Consider the following 24,872-nt stretch of genomic DNA (forward strand, 5'->3'; position numbering starts at 1 on the left):
ACGAAAAGCGCTTAGCGCTTGAGCGCGGCGAGCGGCGAATCCGGCGGATACGTCGGCGTGATCGGCTTCGGCGAACCGAGCATCACGCACATCAGCGCGTCTTCTTCGCCGATGTTGATCTCCGTGCGATACACGCCCGGCGGCACCGAAATGAGATCGCGCTCGCCGAGCACGGCTTCCCACGTTTCGCCGTCTTTCTCGCAGATCACTTTCATCTTGCCGCGCAGCACGAAGAAAATTTCTTCGACATCCATATGAATATGGCTCGGGCCGATGTTGCCGGCCGGAATCACCATCGTCGAAAACGTGAAGCCGCCTGCGGGCACCGTGTTCGAATCCTTCGCGACGCCTGTGCCGCCCGTGCCGACGTAGCGCATTTGCGCGCGGCGATACTTCGGGTCGTAGTCGGCCTGGAATTTCAGCGCGTCCCAGTCGTAGCGACGCGTTTCAAAGCGCGCGACGCGGCTGTCGAGCCACTGCGCAAAGCTCGCGTCCGCGGGTTGGTCCCACGATTTGCGTTCGATATCGGCGTCCGCCATCTCTTTCTCCTTTCGATTCGACAAGATCAATTCATCACGAAGCCGCCGTTCACCGGCAGCAACTGGCCGGTCACGAAGCGCGCGGCATCGGACAAGAGGAACAGCACCGGCCCGGTCACGTCGTCGGGCACTTGCGCACGCGTCAGCGCGCGGCCTTGCAGGTAATACTGATGACGCTCGGCGGGCACATACGCGGTCGCCTCGACTTCGGTGAGGCCGGGCGCAATCGCGTTGACCGTCACCTGATGCGCGCCGAATTCGCGTGCGAGCGAGCGCGTCATCGAGATCACGGCGCCCTTGCTCGCCACGTACGCGAGCAACTTGGGCGCGCCCCACATCGCCGTGTCCGATGCAATGTTCACGATGCTGCCGCGGCCCGAGTCGCGCAGATAAGGCAGCGCGGCGGTGCTCATCAACCAGGTGCCGCGCACGTTCACATTCATTACGGCGTCCCAGGTATCGACAGAAAGCTCGTCGGCAAACTTGCCGCCCGAGTTCGTGATGGCCGCGTTGTTGATTAGCGCGTCGATGCCGCCGAGTTGCGTCGCCGCTTGCTGCGCGAATTGCGCGATGCTTTCGGGGTTGGCGAGATCGAGCGGAAGGTACGTCGCCGCATGCCCTTCGCCAGCAAGCGATGCCGCCAGCGCGCGTCCTTCGTCGTGCAGCACGTCGCCGAATACGACTTGAGCGCCGGCTTGCACCAAGGCCCGCACGAACGCCGCGCCGAGACCGCGCGCGCCGCCCGTCACGAGGACGCGCCGGCCGTTGAGCATCGCGGACGCGTCGTTATGCATGGTTCTGGCCCGCTGCTTCGGTTTGCGCGGCTTGCGCCTGATGCGCTTCCAGCGCAGCAAAATCCTGTTGCGCGCGCTGACGCAGCATGCGCCGCACACGCGTCATGCCCACATCGTGCTGATAGAGAAACTCATGCTCGCGCGCATTCGGCGCCATGCTTTCGAGCACATAGCGGTCTTGCTCCAGCACGGCCCAATGCAGACCTTCCAGCCGATTGCGATACATGAAGCGCCACGCGTCGCGCTGCCAGCCCTGCACCTTGCGGGTACGCCAGAAATAAACCTGGCAATTGTTTTCGTCGACGGGAACCGCGAAGCCGATGATCCCGAAGTTGCCGCCGGGGCCGAACTTCTTCTTGTACGGAATCGCGAGGCGCATCCACAGGCAACCGGTTTCGCCGAGTTCGACCCAGTCGAAGTTCACGTCACGCTGGCCGACCTTTTCGAACATCAAACCGGTTTCGGTTTTGCGCACGCGCATGTCGGCCTGCTTGTCGCCTTCGGCCATCGAGTGCGAAGTCGCGTGCAGGTAGGCGCCGTGCATCGGGTCCATCACGTTGTCGATCGCGTACTGGTAATTGCACTTCCAGTTCGACATGCAGAGGAAGCTCGCGTATTCGTCGCCGACGAGTTCTTCCGGCAACTTGAGCGGTGCGGGTTCTTTGTGAGCGTCGTCGCCGAACCAGAGGAAGATCGCGCCCGCGTGTTCTTCGGCGGGATACGACTTCACGCACTTCTGGCCTTCAAGCGGACAGTTCGACACGGCCGGCACTTTAGTGACGGTGCCGCCGCCGTTGATTTCAATGCCGTGATACCAGCACGCGACGCTGCCGCCGAGATTCCAGCCGAGCGACAGGCGCGCGCCGCGATGCGGGCAGCGGTCTTCGAGCGCGTGGACTTTGCCTTCCTTGTCGCGCCACAGCACGATCCGATCGCCAAGGCGCGTGATGCCGATGGGCGCATCGCCGACTTGCCAGCTCGGCGCGACGGGATACCAGTAGTTGCGCAGGCCGCGATCCAGGTACGACTGGATCGGATCGGCTGCGGGTTGATTTGTAGCGGGGGACGTCATGAAGAGACTCCGGATGCGGATGCGAATGCGGACGCAGTGAGCGTGGTCGAAAGAGCGCGCTTATTCGGCGAGCAGGCGAAATTCGGCGGCGAGGCGTTCGGCGTTCCACGCATTGCCTTCCGGCGTGCGAAAACCGATGCCATTCAAACCGTCGACGACTTCCTGCAACTCCACCGCGCCGGCTTCGAAAACTTTTTCGAGCGCATCGCCGAAGTCGTTTTCGTATTGCGTCGGCTCGGCCTTGCGCGTTTGCCAGATGAAGTTTTCCGTCTCGCCCGGCTTCTCGATCACGCCCTTGCCGGCGACGTTGTTCGGCTGCGGCGCGAGCCACGGCTTCAGAAAGGGATTGAAGTTCACGGCTACTTCTCGCATGTCATTCCACCTTGATCTGGATTTCTTCACCGGCGAGGCGCACCGAATACGTCTTCAGGTCGCGGCCACCGGGCTCTTTCAGGCACTTGCCCGTCGGAATGTGAAACACGGCTTCGTGCAGCGGGCATTCGACCGTGTCGCCGTCGATAAAGCCCTGCGTCAGCAGCGCGTATGCATGAGGACAGACGTTTTCGAGCGCATAGAGCGCATCGCCCACCTTGTAGATGCCGATTTCCGTGCCGTCGAGCTTGAACTCGAGCGGCGCGTCGTCGGACAGGTCGCCGGCATGGCCGGCGCAGCGCCATTGTTCAGTCATTTCTCGCCTTCTCCTGGAGCTCTATGTTCCATATAAGGAACATCAGTTCGTGTATGGATAATTATAGGAGTGACTCTAGCCGCGACAAATAAAAATCTCAAGCGCTAGGGGAAAACACTGACGGTCACTGACCACGCCCGCCATTGCTCCGGCCGGCACACACGGCCCCAACGCTTTGCCGGCGCGGTTTCGGCCGTAAAACCAGCGCATCCGACGAAGCCCAGACTCGGGTTTCTACGGACACCGAAAATTTATTTTGACCACTTTCGAAGTCACTATACTTTCCATAGGCGATACACACGCCCATAGGTGGAACATAAAGCGCGGCAGATTTGGCGGCTCGACCAAAGCTGCATCAACCCAAAAAGCAAGCGATCAGGGACGACGAAACTGGCCCGAGCCACGCGTCGTGTGATCAGGAGAACCAACGGTGAAGCACATCATTGCAGCCGGTTTGACGGCAATCTGCGTAACGACAGGCGCATGGGCGCAGAGCAGCGTGACGCTGTACGGCAGCCTGGATGCCGGCATCGCGTACATCAGCAACGTGGGCGGCCACGCGAAGTGGATCGAGGAACAGGGCAACATGCAGCCCGACCGCTGGGGCCTGAAAGGCGTCGAAGATCTCGGCGGCGGGCTCAAGACGATCTTTCAGTTGGAGAACGGCTTTTACACGAACACCGGCGCGTTCGCGAAGGCGGGCACGCTGTTCAATCGGCAGGCGTTCGTGGGTTTGAGTTCGGACAAGATCGGCACGCTGACTTTCGGCCATCAGACGCCGTTCAGCTTCGACGTGCTGGGTCCGCTCAGCACGGCCTATCTCGCGGCGAGCTGGTATGCGTTCCATCCGGGCAATATCGACGAACTCGCGGACACGGGCGTCGTGCCGTTCGACAACTCGGTGAAGTTTCGCTCGGCCACATTCAACGGCTTCAGCGTCGGCGCGATGATGGGTCTGGGCAACACGACGAACTTCTCGACCGGCAAGACGCTGAGCTTTGCGCTTAGCTATGCGAACGGTCCGTTCAAGGCCGGCGCGGCGTATGCGAACGAGCACAACCGCACGCCGTCGATCGTCACCACGGGCATCACCAGTTTCCAGGGCGTGCCCGCCGCCAGCTACAGCGCGGACAAGGTGCAAAACATGGGCGCGGGCGCGTCATACCAGTTCGGCAAGCTGCTCGTGCACGGTCTTTACACGCGAGTGAAACTGGAGTCGGCCGGGCACTCGGACACCTATCAGAGCTACGACGTCGGCGCGAATTATCAGTTCACGCCGTTTAACAGCGTGTCGGGCGGCGCCGCGACTACCACGCTCGCCGGGCACCGCTGGACGCAGTTCGAGATCGGCGACATCTACGCGTTGTCGAAATCGACGCAACTGTATGTGAATGCGCTCTATGAGCGTGCGGGTTCGAATACCGACGCTGCGTTCTTCACTGCGGGCGTGTCGAGTGGCCGCAACCAGACGATCATTCTGACCGGCATCCACCACTCGTTCTGAGCGGAAGATCGGAACCTCGGAACCTCCGAACTAGCTCGCCGTGACCGGTTTGCGGCGAGCCTGCGACGCGGTAGGGTCGTCCGCGAGCGGACGATAGCCCAGCCGCCCCGACAATTCGAGCGCGGCCTGGCACACGGCGCTAATGAGCGGCTCGCGCTCCTCGCTCTCGCCCAGGTCGGAACGCGGAATCGTGACGGTCAACGCAGCGGCGATCTTGCCGCTCTGGTCGCGCACCGGGGCGCTCACTACTGAAATGCCCCGCTCGAACGACGCCTCGCTCAGCGCATAGCCGAGCGCCGCGCTTTCGCGCACTCTTCCGTACAGTTCTTCGACAGTCGCGGGCGTGCGTTCGGTGAATCGTTCGAGCTGCGGTTCGGGATATAGCTGACGCAGTTCGTCGAAAGTGAGATCGCCCATCAGCACCTGGCCATGCACCGTCGCATGCGCGGGCAGACGCGTGCCGACGTGCACCTTCACCGAACTGAACATGGGCTCATGAGTTTGCGCTTTGCCGACGAACACCACGTCGCGCTGATCGCGAATCAGCAGATGCGAACTCAAACCGGTGACGTCGCGCAGACGTTCGAGAATCGGCGTGCCGACGTCGGTCAATTCGAGCGAGTTGAGATATTCGAAACCGAGCCGCAGCACCGCGACGCTCAGCCGGAAATAGCGGTCGCCGTTGACGCGTTCGAGAAAGCCGAGCGCTTCGAGCGTCTGCAACAGACGGAAGGTTGTGGTGCGCGGAATGCCGATGCGCCTGGACAATTCGGGAGCGCCGAGCACAGGCTCACGCGCGCTGAATTCGGCGAGGATACGCAGGCCGCGCTCGAGGCCCGGCACGAGATAAGCCGAGCCGCCGGCGCTGTCTTCGTCCACGCCGCTTTCCTGCGCCGAAGGCATGACATCGTCCTGCGAAACCGGCGCTGCCGCAGCGCGGGGCCTGGTCTGCTTGCGTGCCGCTCCTGTCTGCTCTTCTTTTGCCATCTTGGCTGCCGTTTTCTGCTGTTCATCGAGGTCAGATCAGCATGATAGCGTCTTTGCGGTGCTATGCTTTGATGCGGTCCGCTGCGCGAGGCCTCGTAGCCGCGCCTTCGTTCCGCTCAAGCGTCCGGAGACTACGCTCATGCCTAATTCCGTGCAGATTCAGGTTGCCGATTCGCATCTCTATCCTGGCTGCGCGGTGCACATCGCGCACTTGCCGGAGCCGGCGCGAGCGGCCGCCGCGATCGTCGAATTCGCGGATGGCTCGGGCGCTCATGCCACCTGTCATCTGCGGGCGCACGACGAACTCGAACTGACCGTCGACGGTTACGCGACCCAACAGCGCCATCCGGTCAATTCAAGGCATTGGCTGCTGTTTGCCGTCGATGCAACGCACAACAGTTGGCGCGTGAAGCGCCGCTTGCCTTAGTTGCCGCTCAGTTGCCGCTTAGCTGCGCCTTAGCTGCAAACCCCCGCCGCACCATTAGCACGATCGTAGCTTTCGCCGGCGTCTCGCGCGCCGCCCCGAGCCGCATTTGACGCTCGTCACGCCCACGTGGGAACCGACCGATGACAGACCACGACTCCTCGCCGCCGAACTCCAATAGCGCCGACAGCGCCGATCACCCCGCCAACGTCGCAGACGACCCTCTCAATCCCGAGCGCCGCCGTGTACTGACGGGCCTTGCCGCCGTCGGCATCGGGCTCGCGCTGAGCGGCTGCAAGACCGAAGAGATGGCGAGCGCCGCCGGCCCGCGCAGCGCGGCGGATATACGGCTCGATGCCGCACTGCGCGACCAGGTCAAACAGATCGTGGTGATCTACGCGGAGAACCGCAGTTTCGCGAACCTCTACGGCAATTTTCCAGGCATCCAGCATCCACTCGACGCCGTCACCGCCGAGCGCTATCTGCAACTGGACCGCGACGGCAAGACGCCGTTGCCGCGACTGCCGGCCATCTGGGGCGGCCTCGTTCCGCAAGCCCAGGAAGTGGACGGCAAGCGCTACATGATCGGCCAGAAGGACCTCGGCAATCTGCGCAACGGGCCTTTTCATCTCACCGACGCGCAAGGCGCGCCGCTGCCCACCGGCGTGATCACGCGCGATCTCGTGCATCGCTTCTATCAGAACCAGATGCAGATCAACGCGGGGCGCAACAACCAGTTCGCCGCGTGGGGCGATTCGGGCGGCCTCGTCATGGGCCATTACCGCAATTCCGCCGATACCCTCAAGCTCTGGAGTCTCGCGCAGCAATACACGCTGTGCGATAACTTCTTCATGGCCGCGTTCGGCGGCTCGTGGCTGAACCACATCTTTCTGATTTCGGCGCAGGCGCCGTTCTATCCGGACATCCATAACAGCCCGGCGAAGAAAATGGTGTCGGTGGTCGAAGGCGACGATCCGACCGGCGTGCGGCTGAAGCCCGCGCCCGACTCGCCGGCATCGGCATTGGACGGTCCGCCGAAATACGTCAACGACGGCGCCTTCACCGCCGACGGCTACGCGGTCAACACCATGGCGCCGCCGTATCAGCCGAGCAACGTGCGCCCGGCGGAAGGCGGCGACCCGGCATTCGCGGACGCGTCGAATCCGCGCGTGCTGCCGCCGCAGCATTACGCGACGATCGGCGACCGTCTCTCGGACAAAGGCGTGGATTGGGCGTGGTACAGCGGCGCGTGGCAATACGCGCTGGAGCATCAGGACACGGGCGCGGTGCCCGACTTCCAGTATCACCATCAGCCGTTCAACTACTTTGCCAACTACGCGCCGGGCACGGCGGCGCGGCGCAAATATCTCCGCGATGCGGGCCTCGGCAGCGAGCCGTCGACGAACCGTCTGATCGCGGACATCGACGCTGGCCGTCTGCCCGCCGTCACGTTCTATAAGCCGCAAGGCGATCTGAATATGCACGCCGGTTACGCGGACGTCGAGTCGGGCGACCGGCACATCGCGCGCGTCATCGAGCATATCCAGCGCGGTCCGCAGTGGGCCAATACGGTCGTAATCGTCACCGTCGATGAAAACGGCGGCTGGTGGGACCCGGTCGCGCCGCCGAAAGGAGACCGGTGGGGGCCGGGCTCGCGAATTCCCGCGCTGGTGATTTCGCCGCTTGCCAGAAAGGGCTACGTCGATCACACCGTGTACGACACGAATTCGATTCTTCGGCTCATCAGCCGCGTGCACGGACTCGCGCCGCTCGATGGCGTCGTTGCGCGCGATCGCGCATTCGCCCGTAACGGCCTTGTGCCGCCTGGCGATTTGACGGCGCCGCTGGACCTCGCGTGAGCTCGTCGAAGGACGCGCGCGCGAGCTGCGCGTTCGTGTCGCAGGCAGGCGCTTGCGCGTCCATCCAGGCGTGCTTCCGCATGGGCTTCGGCGTGGGTTTTTTAACGCCGAAACTCATAGCTTCGCCTTGAATAACCGGTGCCGCGACATAGACTGTTAAAGCAATTCTTGGCACTTTGCACGGAACTGATATGCGCCTGACTATCCTTATCAACGGTTCCGATCCCACCGTCAGTCACGACTACGCTGTTCTATGGCTCGACACCGACCAGCACCGGTGGTCGAGGGAAGCGCATCAAGGGATCGATCTGCCCCCGTGGGGCGAATTGCACGACGAAGACGGCGTGACGACACTGTGCGCGCCGAGTAACGACGCGCCGCTTTGCACGCTGCGCGGCTTGCATGTCGACCGAAAGCAGCGTGTGAGCGCGGCGCAAGGCGACGCCGCCTGGACCGCGATGCACAATCGCGCGCCGACGAGCGGCTTCTGGCGTTTGCAAGCGGTCGATCGTCAAGACGTGCACGCTGAAAATAGCGTGTTCGGCAATTAATTCTCGCGTCGTTCTTCTGCTCGGTCGAAATTCCACGCGCGGGTCGTTGAGGCTCGCGCGTGGAATTTTTTTGTCCGCGCGCTGGCGCGAAGTGAGCATGATGTGAGCGCGATATGAGTGCGAGCGCACCAAACGCGTTTCCGCGACGCATGCCCTTAAGCCGGCCTTAAGTTTGCGTGCGTAGAGTTGGAAATCCACGCATTCGGGTCGCTGCAAGGCGGCCCATTTTTTTTGCCCGCGCGAATCGCATTGCATCGCTTCATGCGTGCGCGCGACGCTATACTTTGCGCCCCTTCCCTCTCCACCGTTCGACACATGAAGAAGTGGTTCGCCTGTCTGCTCGTCGCGTTTGCCGCTCACGCGAATGCAGCGCCTTCCTGTACCCAGTTCACACCGAATGCGCAATGGCCCGTTCTGACGAATCAGAAGATGGCGCCCAAAGCGCGCATGCTTTGCTATAGCGATTTCGCCGTCATGCATTCCGGTATCACGCATGGTCCGTTGTGGTCCGCGGAACATCTGACGCGCGACCATATCGAAGCCGCGAAAGACATGGTGCGCACCAACAAGTTCTTCGAAGACGCGCGCTTGCCCGACGGCGAAGGCGCGACGCTCGCCGACTACAAGCGCAGCGGCTTCGACCGCGGGCATATGAGCCCCGCGGGCAATCGCTGGAATCGGGACGCGATGGCACAATCGTTTTCGCTTGCCAACGTGGTGCCGCAAAATCGCGAGAACAATCAGCGCTTGTGGGCGCGCATCGAAACGTCGGTGCGTAAAATCGCGATGGCGTATGACGACACTTACGTCGTGACAGGCCCGATGTTCAGCGGACAGCAGTTGCAGACTATCGGCTCCTCGCGCGTGTTCGTGCCGACGCAGTTGTTCAAGGTGGTCTATGTGCCTTCGCGGCAACTCGCGTTCGCGGTCGTGGTCGACAATGTATCGACGAACCGTTATGACATCAGGACGATTCACGAACTCGAGGCAGTATCGGGCATCCGCTTTCCGGGCATTCCGGAGAACCTCAAAGATCAGCGACCGGGAGGACTCAAAGGTGTTTAAACCCTATTCGAACGACGACGACGTGCTCAACATCCAGGGCGACGCCATGACCGTGAGCAACGGCACGACGCGCGTCGTACTCAACGGCACGCTCGAACTCACGCAAGATCAGCGCGGGCTGAAGGCCGCGCTTGCATTGAAGCAGGCGGTGGATGCGATCGTGGCGGCGTTGCAGGCGCAGCCGGCGCTGCCCGCGAAAGTGAAAGAGGAACCAGACGCGAAGCCGGGCGTCGTCGATAACCCGTTTCAGTAACGTCTAAAGCGCAGCGTAGTCGCATGCCGATATGTTTCCGCGACTGCGCCGCAGTTACTTTTTGTCACCAGAGCATCGTCAACTGCTGTCTTCCGGACTGCGTTAAACCGGCAGCGCTGAACAATTCAGCCCCGATCAGGAATCCAAACAGGAATCCACCGGTTCAACAAGGAGTCAAAACCATGAAGACGCTTTTCGCCGCTCTCGCTTCCGCTCTGCTCGTGTCGACCGCTTTCGCTCAAACGGCGGCACCCGCAGCGTCTCAATCCGCGCAGCCCGCGCAAACGCAGCCCGCCGGCCAGGCGAATCTGAAGGCGAGCACCGCCGTGCAAACCGGCGCGTCGGACGACAGCGCGGCCACGGCCAAAGCGCCTTCGGCAACGACCGCGAAGTCGCATGTGAAGACGTCCTCGAAGCACGTCACGAAGAAGCATAAAGCCGTGAAGAAGACGCCCGCCGATTCGAGCGCTGCGAAAACGAAAACGAAAACGGACGGCACGCAACAGACCAGCACCGCGCCGGTGAACGCCGACGGCGCAAAGACCGGCACGACCAAAACGCAATAACACGTGTACGGTTTCGGCGCGCACCGGCCACGCATGTATTAAAAGCTAGAAGCAGATAATCGAAGCCGGGCGGAGCCGTTCAGGGAGGGGCGAATCGTATGATTCGCCCTTTTTTCATGGGGTTTTTCAGCGGGGCAATGGTTGTGATGGCAATCGCGCTATGCCTGCACATGCGCGCACGCCATTAATCCTGTTTCGCGTTCGACTGCGCGAACTCGGCAAGCCTGCGTGCATCGACGATTTCTATTTCCGCGTAGCCAAGCCTCAACGCGCCCTGCGTTTCAAACTGCTTCAGCACCTGATTGATCGTTTGCCGCGACAGCGCGAGCATCATCGCGAGATCTTCCTGCGGCACGCCGATAACACGCCGCATGACGCCCGCGTCGCCATAGCCGCCCGCCATCAGCAGCAAGCGCCGCGCGACGCGTTGCGCAGCCGGCAGCAACGCGGCTTCTTCTATTGCATCGAAGGCGAGACGCAGCTTTTGCGTGAGCAGCAAGCCGAACGTGTGCCAATAGGCCGGCGTGCGTTCGAGCAGCGCGGCGAGTGCGGCGCGCGGCACATGAAACAGTTCGGTTTCGCGCTCGGCATACGCGTCGTGCGTTCGCGGACGATCATCGAACAGCGCGATCTCGCCGAACCAGTTCACTGGCTCGATGACAGCAAGCAGCGCTTCCTTGCCGCTCACACTCGCGGCGCCGATTCGCATCAGACCGCTTAGCACGCAATAGAGGCCGTCGTCGGCATCGCCGCGCGTGAAGAGACGCTCGCCGGCAGCGAGGCGCTCGACTCGTCCGCCGTCGATCAATTGCCCCTGCAACGCGGCCGGAGCCGAGCGAAACCATGCGCTGCGTGCGAGCCGCGTGGCAAGCTGAGTGGAAGAAAGAGCTTCGGTCATTGAATGTGAATTGCGCCAGAGCGGATTGTCGATTGTCGGCTACCCGATGGTTTCAAATTTCGATCGCCGCGATTATGCTGACTTTGACCGAGGAGCGGCATCCATGAGAACGCTGACGCAACAGCTTACGCAGTATGCGGCTTACCATCGCGACCGGCGCAACATCGCCACGCATTTCATCGGCATTCCGCTGATCGTGCTGGCGTTGGCGGTGCTGCTGAGCCGTCCGTCGTTTGTGCCGGGCGGGTGGCCGTTCGCGTTATCGCCGGCGTGGCTGTTGTTCGTCGCGGCCACGCTCTATTACCTCGTGCTCGACGTGCCGCTCGGTTTGATGATGGCCGTGGTGTCCGCGCTGTGCATAGCATTCGGCGAGTGGATCGCCGCGCAGTCCACGTTGGCCTGGCTCGCAACGGGTGTTGGGCTTTTCGTGATCGGCTGGGTGTTCCAGTTTATCGGGCACGTTGCCTACGAGCATCGCAAGCCGGCTTTTATCGACGATGTAATTGGCCTCCTGATCGGGCCGCTGTTTGTGTTGGCCGAAGCGCTGTTCGGCATCGGCTGGCGGCCTGCATTGCGTGAGGCGATAGAACGCGAGGTGGGGCCGACGCGCATCAACGAAGACCGCGCCGCGGCACACCGATAACACGCGCCGCCTTGCCTCATGAACCGTGCGGCTTCAGTCTTTTAATCTTTCAGCCGAAGCGCAAGAACCGCATGCTATGCAGTGCCGTCAGCGCGACGGCGATCCATATCGGCACATACGTGGCCAGTTGCGCGGCGCTCAACGTTTCGCCGAGCAGCGTGATCGACACCAGCACCAGCAACACCGGCTCCACGTAGCCGAGAATCCCAAACAACGCGACCGGCAACAGACGGCTTGCCGTCAGATACGAAGCCAACGCGAGCGTGCTCAGCAGGCCAAGCCCCGGCAGCAGCAGCAACCACATGTCGATGCGCCCGGAGATAAGCGGCAACGATCCTCCGCTGACGACAAACGCGACCGCGGCCGGCAGCAACAAGATCATTTCGACGGTGAACACCGCAAGCGAATCGTATTGGATTTTGCGGCGCAACACGAAGTACGGCGGATAGCCGAGCGCGACCAGCAGCGTCGGCCACGAGAATGCGCCCGTCACCCACAATTCGTGACCGACGCCGACGGCCGCGCTGACGACCGCGGCCCACTGCAAGCCGTCGAGGCGCTCGCGATAGTAGAAGCGCCCAACCAGCACCATCACGAGCGGCAAGAGGAAATAGCCGAGCGATACTTCGAGCATGCGCCCATGCAGCGGCGCCCACAGAAAGACCCACAGCTGCGCGCCGAGCAGCGCGGCGGCCGCGATCATCGCGAGGCCGAGCGTGGGTTGCGTCACCATCCGGTAAAGAAGCTGCCGCAGAATCGGCATGCGTTTGCGCAACGCGACGAGCAACAACGCGCCAGGCACGGTCCACACGATACGCCACGCGAAAATGTCGAGGCCGCTAAGCGGCGCGAGCAGCGTCGCGTAAGCCGACAGCAACGCGAACATCGCACAGGCGCTAATCGATAAGGCAATGCCGCGCTTCGGCGAATAGGCGTTCATTGCGCGGCCCGTCGCGCGGGATGGCGGCGCATCGCTATAGTTGTTGTCATTCGATGTGAAAGTCGGTGAGCGGCAGCGCTTACGTGCCGCTGTTTCTGCTTTTATCTGACGATGCAAGCCGGGCATTCTAGCCGGATTATCGACGTGGCATTCGCGGCATCGTTGCGCGCGTTCTGCGCTTTTTCGCGTTGCAGCGGCAAATTAATCCGTGCACATCTCGCGTCGATGAACTAGAACATAACTTCACGCGCGCGGGCGGTAACGCCCGCGCGTCTGCATCCGCAACGCAGCACGCCGTCGCTCAAGCGCGAAACTTGCTTCGGGATCATCCTGCAGCGTTTGCAACATCCACGAGCCGGGCCAGCTTTTCCGGACCTGCTTCCTTCGCAGCACGCATCGCATACTCGCACGCGTGCCGGCGTCCCGCCACGAATCCCGCAAACCGAATGTGACTACTGGAGCCAGCATGACCCAGCCAGCCATCTCGCACGACGCATCGCCAGATCTACGCTCAGCTTTCGCCGCCGACGTCCGCGCCGGCCTCACCCATTCGCCGCAGAAAGAGTTGCCCTCCAAATATCTGTACGACGAAGTCGGCTCCGCGTTGTTCGAAGTGATCACCGTGTTGCCCGAATACGGCGTGACGCGCGCGGAAGAGCGGCTGCTCGCGAAGCACGCCGCGGACATCGTCGAGCATCTGCCACATGATGTGACGGTCGCGGAACTGGGCAGCGGAAGCGGCCGCAAAACGCGGCGCATTCTTGAAGCGCTGTGTAAAAAGCGCCCCACTTCTTACTGCCCGATTGAAATTTCGCGCAGCGCGTTGCAGTTGTGCAGGCGCGAACTTGGCGACATCGAGCGTATTTCGATTGTCGGTTACGAACGCGATTATCTGGCCGGTCTCGCGGAAGTCAGCAAGAAGCGCGCGGCCGACGAGCGGCTACTCGTGCTGTTCCTCGGCAGTACGATCGGCAATTTCGGCCGGCTTGCGGCGACGCGTTTTCTGCGCGACATCCGCAACATGCTTGCGCCCGGCGATGCGCTTCTGCTCGGCACCGATCTCATCAAGCCGACGCCCACATTGATTGCCGCTTACGACGACGCGATCGGCGTGACCGCGTCGTTCAATCTGAATCTGCTCGCGCGCATCAATCGCGAACTGGGCGGCGATTTTCCGCTCGACGCGTTCGAGCACGTCGCGCGTTTCAATCCGGACGCGCGCAGCATCGAAATGCATTTGCGCGCGAAACGCGACGTGAGCGCGCATATCGCGGCCGCGAAGCTCACCGTCACGCTAAAGGCAGGCGAGACGATCTGGACCGAAAGCAGCCACAAATATCGCGCCGACGAAATGCCTGCGATCGCCGACGACGCGGGCTTTGCGTGCAGCCATCAGTGGGTGGAAAACGAGTGGGGATTCGCGGAGAGCCTGTTGGTGGCGCGCTAGGCCAGGCTGGGCGCTTAAGGCTTTTCATAACGCTGCGGATTTTTCAACGCAGCTAGTCGAAGCGGCGCGCGATGCTAAAAATCGCGCGCCGTTTTTTTGCGTCAGACGGCGCCGCGGTTGAGCCTCTTACCGCTCAGTGCTGCTCGAAACGCTCGTAGCGTTTTTCCGTCGCGCGTTCTTCGCCGCTCACTTCGGTCACGCGCGCGGCCGGCGGCCCGTGCCGCAGCCACGACAGCATCCGGTCGACCTGATTCGCCGCGCCCTGCAACATGGCTTCGACGGAGCCGTCCTCGAGATTCGCCACCCATCCCTTGATGCCGAGCGCGTGCGCCTGGCGCACCGTCGCGTGACGAAAGCCGACGCCCTGCACGGTGCCGCGCACGCGCACGTAATACGTTTCGATCCGCTCATCCAGATCCGGGGCCATGCCGTTCTCTCCTCACAATCTTTCAAGCCGGCATTCTAGTCGGGTCGCGGCGACCCTGCTTGGGCGACAGCGGCCGCGCGCGCCACGTACAATCCCCCGACTGTCACGCGGGAAACGGAAACAGAATGACCGAACACAATCGCGATCTCGTGCTCGTGACCGGCGCATCCGGCTTCGTCGGGTCGTCGGTGGCGCGCATCGCGCAACAGAAGGGCTTCAAGGTGCGCGTGCTGGTGCGCGCCACCAGTCCACGGCAAAACGTCGAATCGCTCGACGCGGAAATCGTCGTCGGCGATATGCGAGACGAAGCGTCGATGCGCAACGCGCTGCGCGGCGTGCGCTACCTGCTGCACGTCGCCGCCGATTACCGGCTGTGGGCGCCTGACCCGAGCGAGATCGAGCGCTCGAATCTGGAAGGCACCGAGGCCACCATGCGCGCGGCGTTGAAGGAAGGCGTCGAACGCATCGTGTACACGAGCAGCGTGGCGACGCTCAAGGTGACCAACTCCGGCAATTCCGCGGACGAAACCTCGCCGCTCAAAGCCGATCAGGCCATCGGCGTGTATAAGCGCAGCAAGGTGCTGGCCGAGCGCGCGGTCGAGCGCATGATCGCCGAAGACGGGCTGCCGGCTGTGATCGTCAATCCGTCCACGCCGATCGGTCCGCGCGACGTGAAGCCGACGCCGACCGGACGCATCATCGTCGAGGCGGCGCTCGGCAAGATTCCCGCTTTCGTGGACACCGGCCTGAACCTCGTGCACGTCGACGATGTCGCCGCAGGCCACTTTCTCGCGCTCGAACGCGGCAAGATCGGCGAACGCTATATTCTCGGCGGCGAAAATCTGCCGCTTCAGCAGATGCTCGCGGACATCGCGGCGCTCACCGGCCGCAAGGCGCCCACCATCAGCTTGCCGCGCTGGCCGCTGTATCCGCTTGCAGTGGGCGCGGAGGCCGTCGCCAGGTTCACGAAGCGCGAACCGTTCGTGACCGTCGACGGACTGAAGATGTCGAAGAACAAAATGTATTTCAGTTCCGCGAAGGCCGAGCGCGAACTCGGTTATCGAGCCCGACCGTATCGCGAGGGTTTGAGCGATGCGCTCGAATGGTTCCGGCAGGCCGGCTATCTGAAGCCGTAGCACAAGCATTTTGTTACAACGTCGCTGTGGTTGCGAAAGGTAAAAGCCTGCGCGCAGCAGTTAAAATCGTGGGTCTTACCAGAGAAACCTCGCATGAATCTTCACGAACAGCTCGGCGCGCTGGAAGTGGGCGTCGATCAGCTCATTCAGGCTGTCGTGGCCCCGCCGGCCGAGAATATCCCCGAGACACGCAACGAGAACGCCGCGCATGAGGCGGTGGAGCAGGCTGCGTCCGTAGCGCACGAAGCAGAAGCAGAAGCGGTTGACGCGGAAGTTGATGTTGCGGTGAACGAAGCCGCCGCAGAGCCGGTTCCGCCCACGCTCGAGATCAATCGTCCGGCGCAGAACGAAATCACCATGACGATCGGCGGTCAGACCGTCGCGCTGCGTGCCGAGCAGATCGGACAACTGATCGAGGAACTGTCGAACGCGCGCGCCTCTATGACGCCGGAGCCGCCGCCAGGCATTCCGCCGGGCTGGCGTTTCGTGTCGACGAAGAATCCGGTCATGGCCGTGCAGAAGCAGTCGAACGGCGACCGTCTGCTGGTCATGCGCCATACCGGTCACGGTTGGGTGCCGTTCACTTTTTCGCCGGATATGGTGATTCAGCTTTATATGCTGCTCACGAAGGGCTAAATGACGAAGCGGCGCTTGTGCGCCGCTTTTTCGTTACCGCCCTGCACTGCTTCGTGCGGCCCGATGCGGGCCGCACCCATCTCAACGTTCCTGCACCGGCGCCTGAACCCGCGCCTTCCATTGCCCGCCTTTCCCGCGCCAGTAGCGCACCGCCGACGCGAACGTCGCGCCGACATAAAACAGCGCGATGAGCGGCAGAAACGGCGCCCACAGCGGCGAGCGGCGGTAATAGCTGAGCATCGGCGCATACGCGCAGCACATGGCCGCCCAGGCGAGCCATGCGGGCCAGCCGGTCGGCCCGAGCACCAGCGCGGCGACGGGCGGCACGAGGTAGATAACCGTCATGCCGGCGAGCGTGCCCGCGAGCAGCACCGGCGAATAATGCAGTTGCGTGAACGCTGTGCGCGCAATCATGTTCCAGATGTCGCGCCAACTGTCGTAAGGACGCAGCGACACGCTGCGCGCCGCCACGTCGAGCCGGATTGCATGACGCCCGGCGCCGCGATGCTTGATGCGCGCCGCCAGACTGCAATCGTCGATCAATTCCGCGCGGATCGATTCGATGCCGCCCGCTTCCTCGAGCGCGCTGCGGCGCACGAGCATGCAGCCGCCCGCCGCGGCCGCCGTGCGATTACGCGGGTTATTGACCCACGCGAACGGGTACAGCTTCGCGAAGAAGAACACGAAGGCCGGAATCAGCGCCTTCTCCCAGAACGAATCGCAGCGCAGGCGGACCATCAGCGAGACGAGATCGCGGCTTTCGACGTCGGCGCGGGTCACGAGTTGCGCGACGGCGTCGGGCGGATGACCGATATCGGCGTCCGTCAGCAACAGAAAATCCGCGGGCAAGCCAAGCGTGCGCACCGCCTCGATGCCTTGCGACTGCGCCCACACCTTGCCCGACCAGCCCGGCGGCAACGGCTTCGCGCTCAGCACGGTCAGGCGGTCCGGGCATTGCAGCTGCAATGCCGCCGCGCGCGCGGCGTCGGCGGTGCCGTCGGTGCTGTGATCGTCGACGACGATCACGTGAAACTCGCCGGGGTAGTCCTGCTCGAGCAGCGTCGTGACGGCCTCGGCAATGACGTCGACTTCATTGCGGGCGGGCACCACGGCGGCCACCGCGGGCCACGCGTCGCGCGGCGCGGGCGTGAGCGGCGCGGCCGGCCGCGCGCGCCAGAAGCCGCCCCGAGCGAACAGCAGCACGGCCCAAATTAGCAGGGACAAACAGGAGAGAAAAAACAGAATTACCGCCACCAGGCCCATTAAACGTTACCCTCGATTTCCAGCAAGCGTCGCAATCATTTTTAATGTGGGCGCGAAGCGCTCCACGGGACGACGTAGTTTAAGGGTTCCGCCAAAGCGATGCAGCGTGCAATTATTGCCGCCCGAATTATCGGCGCGCCGATTGAAAGTGCCGCGTGCGCCCAACACTGTGGCGGGGCCGCCAAAGCAAAGCTGGCCTGATAGCGTTAGAATGCGCGTTTGGTTTTGCTGTACCCGGCACGTCGCCGGAGCTCAAGACGCTAACTAATTAGATGGTCGCGGCGATAAAGTCAGAATTTCCGGCTTCTTCGAAACCCGCGTCAGTCGGAGTCCGCCAACATATGCGAGTCATCCTTGCCCAACCCCGCGGCTTTTGCGCGGGCGTTGTTCGTGCAATCGAGATTGTCGATCGGGCGCTGCAGCAGCACGGCGCGCCCGTGTACGTGCGCCACGAAATTGTCCACAATCGCCACGTGGTCGACAATCTGCGCCAGAAAGGCGCGCGTTTCGTCGAAGAACTCGATGAAGTGCCCCAAGGCGCCGTGGCGATTTTCAGCGCGCATGGCGTCGCCCAAACGGTCGAACGCGACGCGGAAGCGCGCGGGCTCGACGTGCTGGACGCGACCTGCCCGCTCGTCACCAAGGTTCACGTGCAGGGGCGCCAATATGTGGCCGCCGGGCGCACGCTGATCCTGATCGGCCACGCCGGGCATCCGGAAGTGGAAGGCACGATCGGCCAGATTCCGGGCAAGGTCCTGCTGGTGCAGAGCGAAGCCGAGGTCGAGCATCTGAACCTGCCGGTCGATACGCCGCTCGCCTATGTCACGCAAACCACGCTGTCGGTGGACGACACGCGCGGCATTATCGACGCGCTGCTGCGCCGGTTTAACGACATCGTCGGGCCGGATACGCGCGACATCTGCTACGCGACGCAAAACCGCCAGGCCGCGGTGCGCGAGTTGAGCAAGCAGGTCGACGTATTGCTGGTGGTGGGCGCAACCAATAGCTCCAACTCGAACCGGCTACGCGAAATCGGCAGCGAAAGCGGCGTGGCGAGCTATCTCGTCGCCGACGGTTCGGAGGTGAAGCAGGAATGGTTTGCGAATGCGCAGACCATCGGCATCACGGCCGGCGCTTCGGCGCCGGAAGAAATGGTCAAGAACGTAATTGATGCGCTGAGCGCAATGGGGCCCGTCGACGTCACGACAATGGCGGGCCGTGAAGAGAAAGTCGAATTCAAGTTGCCATCGAAGCTGATGCAACCACTCGCGGCACGCGAAGTTTAAGGAGGACGTCTTGTCTATTCCGCTGCTACAGAAAGTCCGGGTCGGCGCATACATCATGCGTCAGCACCTTTCCGGCAACAAACGCTACCCGCTCGCACTGATGCTGGAGCCGCTGTTCCGCTGCAATCTCGCCTGCAATGGCTGCGGCAAGATCGATTATCCGGACCCCATCCTGAATCAGCGTTTGTCGCTGGAAGAATGTCTTGGCGCAGTCGACGAATGCGGCGCGCCGGTGGTGTCGATTGCAGGCGGCGAGCCGCTCCTGCACAAGGAAATGCCGCAGATCGTCAAGGGCATCATCGCGCGCAAGAAGTTCGTGTACCTGTGCACGAACGCGCTGCTGATGGAAAAGAAGATGGACGACTACGAGCCGAATCCGTACTTCGTCTGGTCGGTTCACCTGGATGGCGATCAGCAGATGCATGACCATTCGGTGTCGCAAGACGGCGTGTACGACAAGGCGGTCGCGGCCATCAAGGAAGCGAAGCGCCGCGGTTTCCGCGTCAACATCAACTGCACGCTGTTCAACGACGCCGTGCCGGAGCGCGTGGCCGCGTTCTTCGACACGGTCGGGCCGATGGGCGTCGACGGCATCACGGTGTCGCCGGGCTATGCGTATGAGCGCGCGCCGGATCAGCAGCACTTCCTGAACCGCGACAAGACCAAGCATCTGTTCCGCGAAATCTTCAAGCGCGGCAACAATGGCAAGAACTGGTCGTTCAGCCAGTCCGCCATGTTCCTCGACTTCCTCGCCGGCAACCAGACCTACGAATGCACGCCGTGGGGCAACCCGGCGCGCACGGTGTTCGGCTGGCAGAAGCCGTGCTACCTGGTCGGCGAAGGCTACGTGAAGACCTTCAAGGAATTGATGGAAACCACGGACTGGGACAAGTACGGCACCGGCAACTACGAAAAGTGCGCCGACTGCATGGTCCACTGCGGTTTCGAAGCGACGGCCGTGATGGATACGGTTGCGCATCCGCTGAAGGCGCTCAAGGTGAGCTTGCGCGGTCCGAAGACGAGCGGTGCTTTCACGAAAGACATTCCTTTGGACAAGCAGCGCCCGGCCGAGTACGTGTTCTCGCGCCACGTCGAGATCAAGCTGGAAGAGATCAAGGTGGCGGGCAAGGGCAAGAAGGTGCAGACGGCTACGGCTGCGCACTGAGCGTTGAATCGAAATAAAAAAGCGCGGTGGCTTTAGAGGCCACCGCGCTTTTTCTTTGCAGCTTTCTTTGCAGTGCAGTTATCCCGCGCTGCGCGCGTTATGCGCGGTCAGGAACTTGATCAATCCGTCGACGCCGCCTTTGGCCAGTTGATCGGCGAACTGCGTCTGATACACCTGGATCAGCCACGCGCCCATCATGTTGATGTCGTAGATCTTCCAGCCGGACGGTCCCTTGGTCAGCCGGTAGTCGATTGCGTCATCGCCGCCATTGCTGAGCACGTGCGATTGCACGACGATGTCTTTCGCGCCGCCCGGCGCGTTGACCGGCAGAAACTTGAACTTTACGTCCTGGTCGCGCAACTGCGAAAGCGACGAAGCATAAGTGCGCACGAGCAACAGCGTGAACTGCTCGTACAGTTGCTTCTGCTGTTCGGGCGTCGCCGTGCTCCATGCCTTGCCCACCGCGATACGCGTGGTGCGCTGAAAGTCGGTTGCCGGCACGAAGCGCGTCTCGACCAGTTGCGTGATCTTCGACATATCGCCGCCGCGTGCCTGCGGATCGGCCTTCATTGCCGAGACGGTGCCCTCGACGGCACTTTTTACCACGGCGTCGGGCGCAGTTTGCGCATAGGCAGCCGTCGACACAACGGCCGCAGCCAGAAAAGCAGATAGATAACGTTTCATACGCTCAGGCAACCTGGAAAAAGTGTGCGCCGCCCGCTAGCCGCGAAGCAGCGAACCAGCAAGCACAACGGATAAGCAAGCTGGCGGCGAAAGCTGGATAGACCAGTATACCGAGATTGCGTTCCCGCCCCATCGAGCGATGCCGGCGAGCAGTGCCATCCAACGGCGTGTCCGGGAGCCGCATTTGCTACCGCCCTTGCTGCCGGCCATGCCGCGCACGCCGGCGATGCCGACGCGACTACGCGCCGCCGACGCGCATTGCCGTCGAATGCGGTCCGGTTTGCTCCGGCTCTGTATACTTGTGCACTTTCCTGAAAATGCCACCCGTGATAAGGCCAGCTCCGCCTACATGCTGAAGTCATCTATCGTTCGCCTCGTCGCCTACTCGGTGCGTCATCCGCTGCGGATCATCGCACTGTCGATCGTGCTCGCCGTCCTGAGCGGCATCTATGTCGCGCATCACTTCAAGATCAACACGGACATCAGCCGTCTCATCGAAACGGACAAGCAATGGTCCACGCTCGAGCATGCGATGGACCAGGCCTTCCCCGATCGCGGCGAAACGGTGCTGGTCGTCGTGGAGGCGCGCGCGCCCGAATTCGCCGACGCTGCCGCGAATGCGCTCACAGCCGCACTGAAGGCCGAGACGAAGGAGTTCGTCGCGGTCTCGCAGCCCGCCGGCGGGCCGTTCTTCGAACACAACGGCCTGCTGTTCCCGTCGACGGAAGAAGTCATGTCGACCACCTCGCAACTCGTGCAGTCGCGCCCGCTCGTGAACACGCTCGCGCACGACCCGAGTCTCACGGGACTCGCCGGCACGCTCACCACGAGCCTGTTGCTGCCGCTGCAAATCGGCCAGGTGAAGCTCTCGGACATGAGCCGCCTGTTGTCGCAAAGCGCCAACACGCTCGATCTTGTGCTGGCCGGCAAGCCTGCTGCTTTCTCGTGGCGCGCGTTCGTCGATAAGAGTGCGGCCACCAATCCGGCGCGCGCATTCGTGGTCGTGCAGCCGGTCGTGAACTACGATGCGCTCGAGCCGGGCGCAAGCGCGTCGAAGGCGATCCGCGATACAGCCGCTTCGCTGCATCTCGACTCGCGCTATGGCGCGAGCGTGCGCCTGACCGGCGAACAGCCGCTCGCCGACGAGGAATTCGCGTCGGTCAAGGACGGCGCGGTGCTCAACGGCATCGGCACGTTCGTCGTCGTGCTGGTGATCTTGTGGCTCGCGCTGCGCTCGGGCCGCATGATCGCCGCGGTCTTCATCACGCTCTTCGTGGGACTAGCGATCACCGCGGCGCTCGGCCTCATGATGGTCGGCGCGCTGAACATGATCTCGGTTGCGTTCATGGTGCTGTTCGTCGGGCTCGGCGTGGACTTCGGCGTGCAGTTCGGCGTCAAGTATCGTGAGGAGCGCAATCGCGACGACCGGCTGTCCGCCGCCCTCGCCCATACCGCGCACAGTATCGGCGTGCCGCTCACGCTCGCGGCGGTCGCCGTCGCGCTTAGCTTCTTCTCGTTTCTGCCGACAGCGTATCGCGGCGTGTCCGAGCTTGGCGAGATCGCCGGTGTCGGCATGTTCGTCGCGTACCTGACCAACATGACGTTGCTGCCGGCATTGCTGAAGATCTTCAATCCGCCGGGCGAGCCCGCATCGCCTGGCTTCAAACAGCTTGCTCCCGTCGACGACTTCCTTGCTCGTCACCGCAAGCCCGTGCTGATCGGCACGTTGATCGTCGTGATCGGCGCGACGCCGCTGCTTACGCGTCTGCACTTCGACTTCAATCCGCTGCATCTGAAAGATCCGCATACGGAGTCGATGGCCACGCTGTTGTCGCTCAAGGATTCGCCCGAGGCCGCGGTGAACAATGTGCATGCGCTTGCGCCGTCGCTTGCCGACGCCGACCGCATGGCCGAGCGCTTGCGCGCGTTGCCCGAGGTCGGCCGCGTGACGACGCTCGACACGTTCGTTCCGGCGCAGCAGCAACAGAAGATGATGCTGATCGCAAGCGCCGCGCAGCAATTGCTGCCCGCGCTTCAACAGCAGCGCGCGCCGCAGGCCACGGACGCCGTGCGCGTCGCGGCGCTCAAGCGCGCGTCGAACCAGCTCTCGCTCGCCGCCGACGATCACCCCGGCCCCGGCGCGGCCGAAGCCAAACATCTGTCGGACACGCTGCAAAAGCTCGCCGCCGCCGATGCCGCCACGCGCGACCGCGCGGAAACCGCGATGTCCGAGCCGTTGCGCATTGCGCTCAAGCAACTCGAAAACCTGCTGCAGCCGACTGAAATCACGCGCGACAATCTGCCGAAGGAAATCTCGAAGGGCTGGGTGTCGAAAGACGGCCGCGCGCTCGTCGACATCGCGCCGAAAGTAAAACCGGGCGCCGATCCGAATGACGACGTCGCGCTCGCCCGCTTCGCGCATGCGGTGAAGAAGGCGGAGCCGGGCGCGATCGGCGGGCCGATCTCGATCCTGCATTCCGCGGACACGATCATCAAGGCGTTCCTGCAGGCTGCCGGCTGGGCGCTGCTGTCCATCGCGATCCTGTTGTGGGTCGCGCTGCGGCGCCTCGGCGACATGTTGCGCACGCTGGTTCCGTTGCTCGTGTCGGCGCTCGTCACGCTCGAATTGTGCGTGGTGTTCGGCATGCCGCTGAACTTCGCGAATATCATCGCATTGCCGCTGATGCTCGGCGTCGGCGTGGCCTTCAAGATTTACTTCGTGATGGCGTGGCGCAATGGCCAGACCGGCCTGTTGCAGTCGAGCCTGACGCATGCCGTGCTGTTCAGCGCCGCGACCACGGCGACGGCGTTCGGCAGCCTCTGGCTATCGCATCATCCGGGGACGTCCAGCATGGGTCGCCTGCTGGCGCTTTCGCTCTTTTGCACACTCATCGGCGCCGTGGTTTTTCAACCTGTGCTGATGGGCAAGCCGCGCCCACGTCGCGCGAAGCACCAAGGAATATAAGCATGAAACTGCGTACCACTGTGCTGGCGTTCGCCGCCACCGGCCTCATATCGGGCTGCGCGACCGGTCCTGAGCGCAAGCCAGGCGATCCGTTCGAGCCGATGAACCGGGCGGTGTTCAACTTCAACGACGGCCTCGACCGCTACGTCGCGGTGCCCGTCGCGAAGGGCTATCAGAAGGTGACGCCGCAACCGCTGCGCACGGCCGTGAGCAACTTCTTCTCGAACCTCGGCGACCTCAGCAACGCGGCGAACGCGCTGCTGCAATTGAAGATCACCGACGCGACCGAGGACATCATCCGTTTCGCGTTCAACTCGACGTTCGGTCTTGGCGGCCTGCTCGATTGGGCGACGCCCGCCGGCTTGCCGAAGCATCACCAGGATTTCGGGCTGACGCTTGGGCATTGGGGCATTCCGTCGGGACCGTATCTGGTGTTGCCGCTGTTCGGCCCGAGCACGGTGCGCGACAGCATGGGGCTGGTGGTGGACGTGAAGTTCAATCCGTTGAACTACATGGAGCCGGCGGTGCGTAATCCGCTGTATGTGCTGCAGTTCGTGAGCGTGCGCTCGGACCTGCTCGGCGCGACGGATCTCCTGCAACAGGCGGCGTTGGACAAATACTCGTTCGTGCGCGACGCGTACACGCAGCAACGGCGGGCGCGTCTGCGCGGCACGAGCGATAACGCCGCGCCGCTGCCGGAATACGACGATGAGGGCGACTCGGGCGCCGCGACGGTTCCGGCGAAAGGCGCTGCGGCAGGCGCGCCAGCCGCGCTGCCGAACTACGCGGACCCTGGCGATACGGCGGGGACGCCCGATGCGGCGTCTGGTGCGGCTACGGGCGCGCCGGCGGGGGTGCCGGATTACACGGACCCGGGGGAGGCGCCGGCGGGTGGTGCGGGTGGTGCGGCGACGGGAGCGAATAGTGGGGCAACGGCACCGGCTGCGGCCTCCGCGCCGGGCACGACCACCCCGGCTCCGCAGTCTGCGCCTGCTGATAATAAACAGCCGGCTTCAGCGCCCGCCGCGCAATAACAGCCACCGGCGAGTCTTGGTCCCGAGGTGGGCGGAGATAGGCAAG

General features: G+C 63.0%; 26 protein-coding genes. 15 read left to right on the plus strand and 11 right to left on the minus strand.

The window, feature by feature from the left end; genetic code table 11:
• Positions 1–11: 11 nt before the first annotated feature.
• From C8K18_RS07310 to C8K18_RS07330, 5 genes are read right to left on the minus strand one after another with little or no spacing between them, the layout of a single operon-like run.
• Positions 12–539 (minus strand): cupin domain-containing protein, encoded by a 528-nt coding sequence (locus C8K18_RS07310; protein ID WP_029967230.1) that lies wholly within the window; start codon positions 537–539, stop codon positions 12–14.
• A gap of 26 nt (positions 540–565) precedes the next feature.
• The gene (locus C8K18_RS07315; protein WP_107707101.1) at positions 566–1,333 is read right to left on the minus strand and encodes an SDR family oxidoreductase; all 768 of its coding nucleotides are present in this window, start codon (positions 1,331–1,333) and stop codon (positions 566–568) included.
• A complete protein-coding gene (locus tag C8K18_RS07320) occupies positions 1,326–2,405 on the minus strand; it encodes an aromatic ring-hydroxylating dioxygenase subunit alpha (protein ID WP_107707102.1) in 1,080 nt (359 codons plus the stop codon). The genes C8K18_RS07315 and C8K18_RS07320 overlap by 8 nt, the downstream gene beginning before the upstream one ends.
• Positions 2,406–2,465: 60 nt before the next feature.
• Positions 2,466–2,777, minus strand: coding sequence for a recombinase-like helix-turn-helix domain-containing protein (locus C8K18_RS07325; RefSeq protein WP_006047380.1), 312 nt, complete (start codon positions 2,775–2,777; stop codon positions 2,466–2,468).
• A 1-nt stretch (position 2,778) separates the two neighbouring features.
• On the minus strand, positions 2,779–3,093 hold the full coding sequence (locus tag C8K18_RS07330) for a non-heme iron oxygenase ferredoxin subunit (RefSeq protein WP_006047381.1): 315 nt from the start codon (positions 3,091–3,093) through the stop codon (positions 2,779–2,781).
• A 430-nt stretch (positions 3,094–3,523) separates the two neighbouring features.
• On the opposite strand from C8K18_RS07330, the gene C8K18_RS07335 reads away from it, so the two are divergent.
• Entirely contained in the window at positions 3,524–4,597 is a 1,074-nt protein-coding gene (locus tag C8K18_RS07335; RefSeq protein ID WP_006047382.1) for a porin, read from the plus strand.
• Between the two features lie 30 nt (positions 4,598–4,627).
• Here C8K18_RS07335 and C8K18_RS07340 read toward each other — a convergent pair whose 3' ends face one another.
• The gene (locus tag C8K18_RS07340) at positions 4,628–5,584 is read right to left on the minus strand and encodes an IclR family transcriptional regulator (protein ID WP_107707103.1); all 957 of its coding nucleotides are present in this window, start codon (positions 5,582–5,584) and stop codon (positions 4,628–4,630) included.
• Positions 5,585–5,723: 139 nt separating this feature from the next.
• Between C8K18_RS07340 and C8K18_RS07345 the strand changes: the two genes are divergently transcribed.
• From C8K18_RS07345 to C8K18_RS07370, 6 genes are all read left to right on the plus strand, one after another.
• Complete coding sequence (locus tag C8K18_RS07345; protein WP_006047384.1) at positions 5,724–6,011, plus strand: hypothetical protein; 288 nt, start codon at positions 5,724–5,726, stop codon at positions 6,009–6,011.
• A 140-nt stretch (positions 6,012–6,151) separates the two neighbouring features.
• Positions 6,152–7,867 (plus strand): acid phosphatase, encoded by a 1,716-nt coding sequence (locus C8K18_RS07350; RefSeq protein ID WP_107707104.1) that lies wholly within the window; start codon positions 6,152–6,154, stop codon positions 7,865–7,867.
• 191 nt (positions 7,868–8,058) lie between these two features.
• Entirely contained in the window at positions 8,059–8,418 is a 360-nt protein-coding gene (locus C8K18_RS07355; RefSeq protein ID WP_006047386.1) for a DUF3564 domain-containing protein, read from the plus strand.
• 315 nt (positions 8,419–8,733) lie between these two features.
• Positions 8,734–9,483, plus strand: coding sequence for a DNA/RNA non-specific endonuclease (locus C8K18_RS07360; RefSeq protein ID WP_053859779.1), 750 nt, complete (start codon positions 8,734–8,736; stop codon positions 9,481–9,483).
• Positions 9,476–9,736 (plus strand): hypothetical protein, encoded by a 261-nt coding sequence (locus C8K18_RS07365; protein WP_006047427.1) that lies wholly within the window; start codon positions 9,476–9,478, stop codon positions 9,734–9,736. The genes C8K18_RS07360 and C8K18_RS07365 overlap by 8 nt, the downstream gene beginning before the upstream one ends.
• 182 nt (positions 9,737–9,918) lie before the next feature.
• A complete protein-coding gene (locus C8K18_RS07370) occupies positions 9,919–10,302 on the plus strand; it encodes a hypothetical protein (RefSeq protein WP_107707105.1) in 384 nt (127 codons plus the stop codon).
• A gap of 184 nt (positions 10,303–10,486) precedes the next feature.
• On the opposite strand, the gene C8K18_RS07375 is transcribed toward C8K18_RS07370, so the two are convergent.
• Complete coding sequence (locus C8K18_RS07375) at positions 10,487–11,200, minus strand: Crp/Fnr family transcriptional regulator (protein ID WP_107707106.1); 714 nt, start codon at positions 11,198–11,200, stop codon at positions 10,487–10,489.
• 103 nt (positions 11,201–11,303) lie between these two features.
• On the opposite strand from C8K18_RS07375, the gene C8K18_RS07380 reads away from it, so the two are divergent.
• Positions 11,304–11,843, plus strand: coding sequence for a DUF962 domain-containing protein (locus tag C8K18_RS07380; RefSeq protein WP_006047430.1), 540 nt, complete (start codon positions 11,304–11,306; stop codon positions 11,841–11,843).
• A 49-nt stretch (positions 11,844–11,892) separates the two neighbouring features.
• Here C8K18_RS07380 and rarD read toward each other — a convergent pair whose 3' ends face one another.
• The gene (gene rarD, locus C8K18_RS07385) at positions 11,893–12,783 is read right to left on the minus strand and encodes an EamA family transporter RarD (RefSeq protein ID WP_006047431.1); all 891 of its coding nucleotides are present in this window, start codon (positions 12,781–12,783) and stop codon (positions 11,893–11,895) included.
• Between the two features lie 466 nt (positions 12,784–13,249).
• On the opposite strand from rarD, the gene egtD reads away from it, so the two are divergent.
• Positions 13,250–14,230 carry an L-histidine N(alpha)-methyltransferase gene (egtD, locus tag C8K18_RS07390; protein WP_006047432.1) on the plus strand — a complete coding sequence of 327 codons (981 nt, stop codon included), beginning with the start codon at positions 13,250–13,252 and terminating at the stop codon, positions 14,228–14,230.
• 133 nt (positions 14,231–14,363) lie between these two features.
• On the opposite strand, the gene C8K18_RS07395 is transcribed toward egtD, so the two are convergent.
• Complete coding sequence (locus tag C8K18_RS07395; RefSeq protein WP_006047433.1) at positions 14,364–14,657, minus strand: acylphosphatase; 294 nt, start codon at positions 14,655–14,657, stop codon at positions 14,364–14,366.
• 125 nt (positions 14,658–14,782) lie between these two features.
• Here C8K18_RS07395 and hpnA point away from each other — a divergent pair, with 125 nt between their 5' ends.
• Positions 14,783–15,793, plus strand: coding sequence for a hopanoid-associated sugar epimerase (hpnA, locus tag C8K18_RS07400; protein ID WP_107707107.1), 1,011 nt, complete (start codon positions 14,783–14,785; stop codon positions 15,791–15,793).
• A gap of 93 nt (positions 15,794–15,886) precedes the next feature.
• Positions 15,887–16,429 (plus strand): hypothetical protein, encoded by a 543-nt coding sequence (locus C8K18_RS07405; RefSeq protein ID WP_107707108.1) that lies wholly within the window; start codon positions 15,887–15,889, stop codon positions 16,427–16,429.
• An 81-nt stretch (positions 16,430–16,510) separates the two neighbouring features.
• Here the strand turns inward: C8K18_RS07405 and C8K18_RS07410 are convergent, their stop codons facing one another.
• The gene (locus C8K18_RS07410) at positions 16,511–17,692 is read right to left on the minus strand and encodes a glycosyltransferase (protein ID WP_107707109.1); all 1,182 of its coding nucleotides are present in this window, start codon (positions 17,690–17,692) and stop codon (positions 16,511–16,513) included.
• Between the two features lie 341 nt (positions 17,693–18,033).
• Between C8K18_RS07410 and ispH the strand changes: the two genes are divergently transcribed.
• Positions 18,034–18,978, plus strand: coding sequence for a 4-hydroxy-3-methylbut-2-enyl diphosphate reductase (gene ispH, locus C8K18_RS07415; protein WP_006047437.1), 945 nt, complete (start codon positions 18,034–18,036; stop codon positions 18,976–18,978).
• A gap of 10 nt (positions 18,979–18,988) precedes the next feature.
• The gene (gene hpnH / locus C8K18_RS07420) at positions 18,989–20,143 is read left to right on the plus strand and encodes an adenosyl-hopene transferase HpnH (RefSeq protein ID WP_006047438.1); all 1,155 of its coding nucleotides are present in this window, start codon (positions 18,989–18,991) and stop codon (positions 20,141–20,143) included.
• Between the two features lie 78 nt (positions 20,144–20,221).
• Here the strand turns inward: hpnH and C8K18_RS07425 are convergent, their stop codons facing one another.
• Positions 20,222–20,827 carry a phospholipid-binding protein MlaC gene (locus C8K18_RS07425; protein ID WP_006047439.1) on the minus strand — a complete coding sequence of 202 codons (606 nt, stop codon included), beginning with the start codon at positions 20,825–20,827 and terminating at the stop codon, positions 20,222–20,224.
• Between the two features lie 349 nt (positions 20,828–21,176).
• On the opposite strand from C8K18_RS07425, the gene C8K18_RS07430 reads away from it, so the two are divergent.
• A complete protein-coding gene (locus C8K18_RS07430) occupies positions 21,177–23,792 on the plus strand; it encodes an MMPL family transporter (protein ID WP_107707110.1) in 2,616 nt (871 codons plus the stop codon).
• Between the two features lie 2 nt (positions 23,793–23,794).
• A complete protein-coding gene (locus tag C8K18_RS07435; protein ID WP_107707111.1) occupies positions 23,795–24,826 on the plus strand; it encodes a VacJ family lipoprotein in 1,032 nt (343 codons plus the stop codon).
• The last annotated feature ends 46 nt before the right edge of the window (positions 24,827–24,872 follow it).

The organism is Paraburkholderia sp. GV068 (assembly GCF_003058125.1).
In the GTDB taxonomy this organism is placed as follows: Bacteria; Pseudomonadota; Gammaproteobacteria; order Burkholderiales; family Burkholderiaceae; genus Paraburkholderia; species Paraburkholderia graminis.

Excerpts from the sequence above, each read along its gene's own strand:
- C8K18_RS07340 (WP_107707103.1), bottom strand. The coding sequence starts at position 5,584 with ATGGCAAAAGAAGAGCAGACAGGAGCGGCACGCAAGCAGACCAGGCCC.
- C8K18_RS07360 (WP_053859779.1), top strand. The coding sequence starts at position 8,734 with ATGAAGAAGTGGTTCGCCTGTCTGCTCGTCGCGTTTGCCGCTCACGCG.
- C8K18_RS07330 (WP_006047381.1), bottom strand. The coding sequence starts at position 3,093 with ATGACTGAACAATGGCGCTGCGCCGGCCATGCCGGCGACCTGTCCGAC.
- C8K18_RS07430 (WP_107707110.1), top strand. The coding sequence starts at position 21,177 with ATGCTGAAGTCATCTATCGTTCGCCTCGTCGCCTACTCGGTGCGTCAT.
- C8K18_RS07320 (WP_107707102.1), bottom strand. The coding sequence starts at position 2,405 with ATGACGTCCCCCGCTACAAATCAACCCGCAGCCGATCCGATCCAGTCG.
- C8K18_RS07425 (WP_006047439.1), bottom strand. The coding sequence starts at position 20,827 with ATGAAACGTTATCTATCTGCTTTTCTGGCTGCGGCCGTTGTGTCGACG.
- C8K18_RS07345 (WP_006047384.1), top strand. The coding sequence starts at position 5,724 with ATGCCTAATTCCGTGCAGATTCAGGTTGCCGATTCGCATCTCTATCCT.
- C8K18_RS07380 (WP_006047430.1), top strand. The coding sequence starts at position 11,304 with ATGAGAACGCTGACGCAACAGCTTACGCAGTATGCGGCTTACCATCGC.
- C8K18_RS07375 (WP_107707106.1), bottom strand. The coding sequence starts at position 11,200 with ATGACCGAAGCTCTTTCTTCCACTCAGCTTGCCACGCGGCTCGCACGC.
- hpnA (WP_107707107.1), top strand. The coding sequence starts at position 14,783 with ATGACCGAACACAATCGCGATCTCGTGCTCGTGACCGGCGCATCCGGC.
- C8K18_RS07405 (WP_107707108.1), top strand. The coding sequence starts at position 15,887 with ATGAATCTTCACGAACAGCTCGGCGCGCTGGAAGTGGGCGTCGATCAG.
- rarD (WP_006047431.1), bottom strand. The coding sequence starts at position 12,783 with ATGAACGCCTATTCGCCGAAGCGCGGCATTGCCTTATCGATTAGCGCC.
- C8K18_RS07315 (WP_107707101.1), bottom strand. The coding sequence starts at position 1,333 with ATGCATAACGACGCGTCCGCGATGCTCAACGGCCGGCGCGTCCTCGTG.
- egtD (WP_006047432.1), top strand. The coding sequence starts at position 13,250 with ATGACCCAGCCAGCCATCTCGCACGACGCATCGCCAGATCTACGCTCA.
- C8K18_RS07410 (WP_107707109.1), bottom strand. The coding sequence starts at position 17,692 with ATGGGCCTGGTGGCGGTAATTCTGTTTTTTCTCTCCTGTTTGTCCCTG.
- C8K18_RS07310 (WP_029967230.1), bottom strand. The coding sequence starts at position 539 with ATGGCGGACGCCGATATCGAACGCAAATCGTGGGACCAACCCGCGGAC.
- C8K18_RS07350 (WP_107707104.1), top strand. The coding sequence starts at position 6,152 with ATGACAGACCACGACTCCTCGCCGCCGAACTCCAATAGCGCCGACAGC.
- C8K18_RS07325 (WP_006047380.1), bottom strand. The coding sequence starts at position 2,777 with ATGCGAGAAGTAGCCGTGAACTTCAATCCCTTTCTGAAGCCGTGGCTC.
- C8K18_RS07355 (WP_006047386.1), top strand. The coding sequence starts at position 8,059 with ATGCGCCTGACTATCCTTATCAACGGTTCCGATCCCACCGTCAGTCAC.
- C8K18_RS07395 (WP_006047433.1), bottom strand. The coding sequence starts at position 14,657 with ATGGCCCCGGATCTGGATGAGCGGATCGAAACGTATTACGTGCGCGTG.
- ispH (WP_006047437.1), top strand. The coding sequence starts at position 18,034 with ATGCGAGTCATCCTTGCCCAACCCCGCGGCTTTTGCGCGGGCGTTGTT.
- C8K18_RS07370 (WP_107707105.1), top strand. The coding sequence starts at position 9,919 with ATGAAGACGCTTTTCGCCGCTCTCGCTTCCGCTCTGCTCGTGTCGACC.
- C8K18_RS07435 (WP_107707111.1), top strand. The coding sequence starts at position 23,795 with ATGAAACTGCGTACCACTGTGCTGGCGTTCGCCGCCACCGGCCTCATA.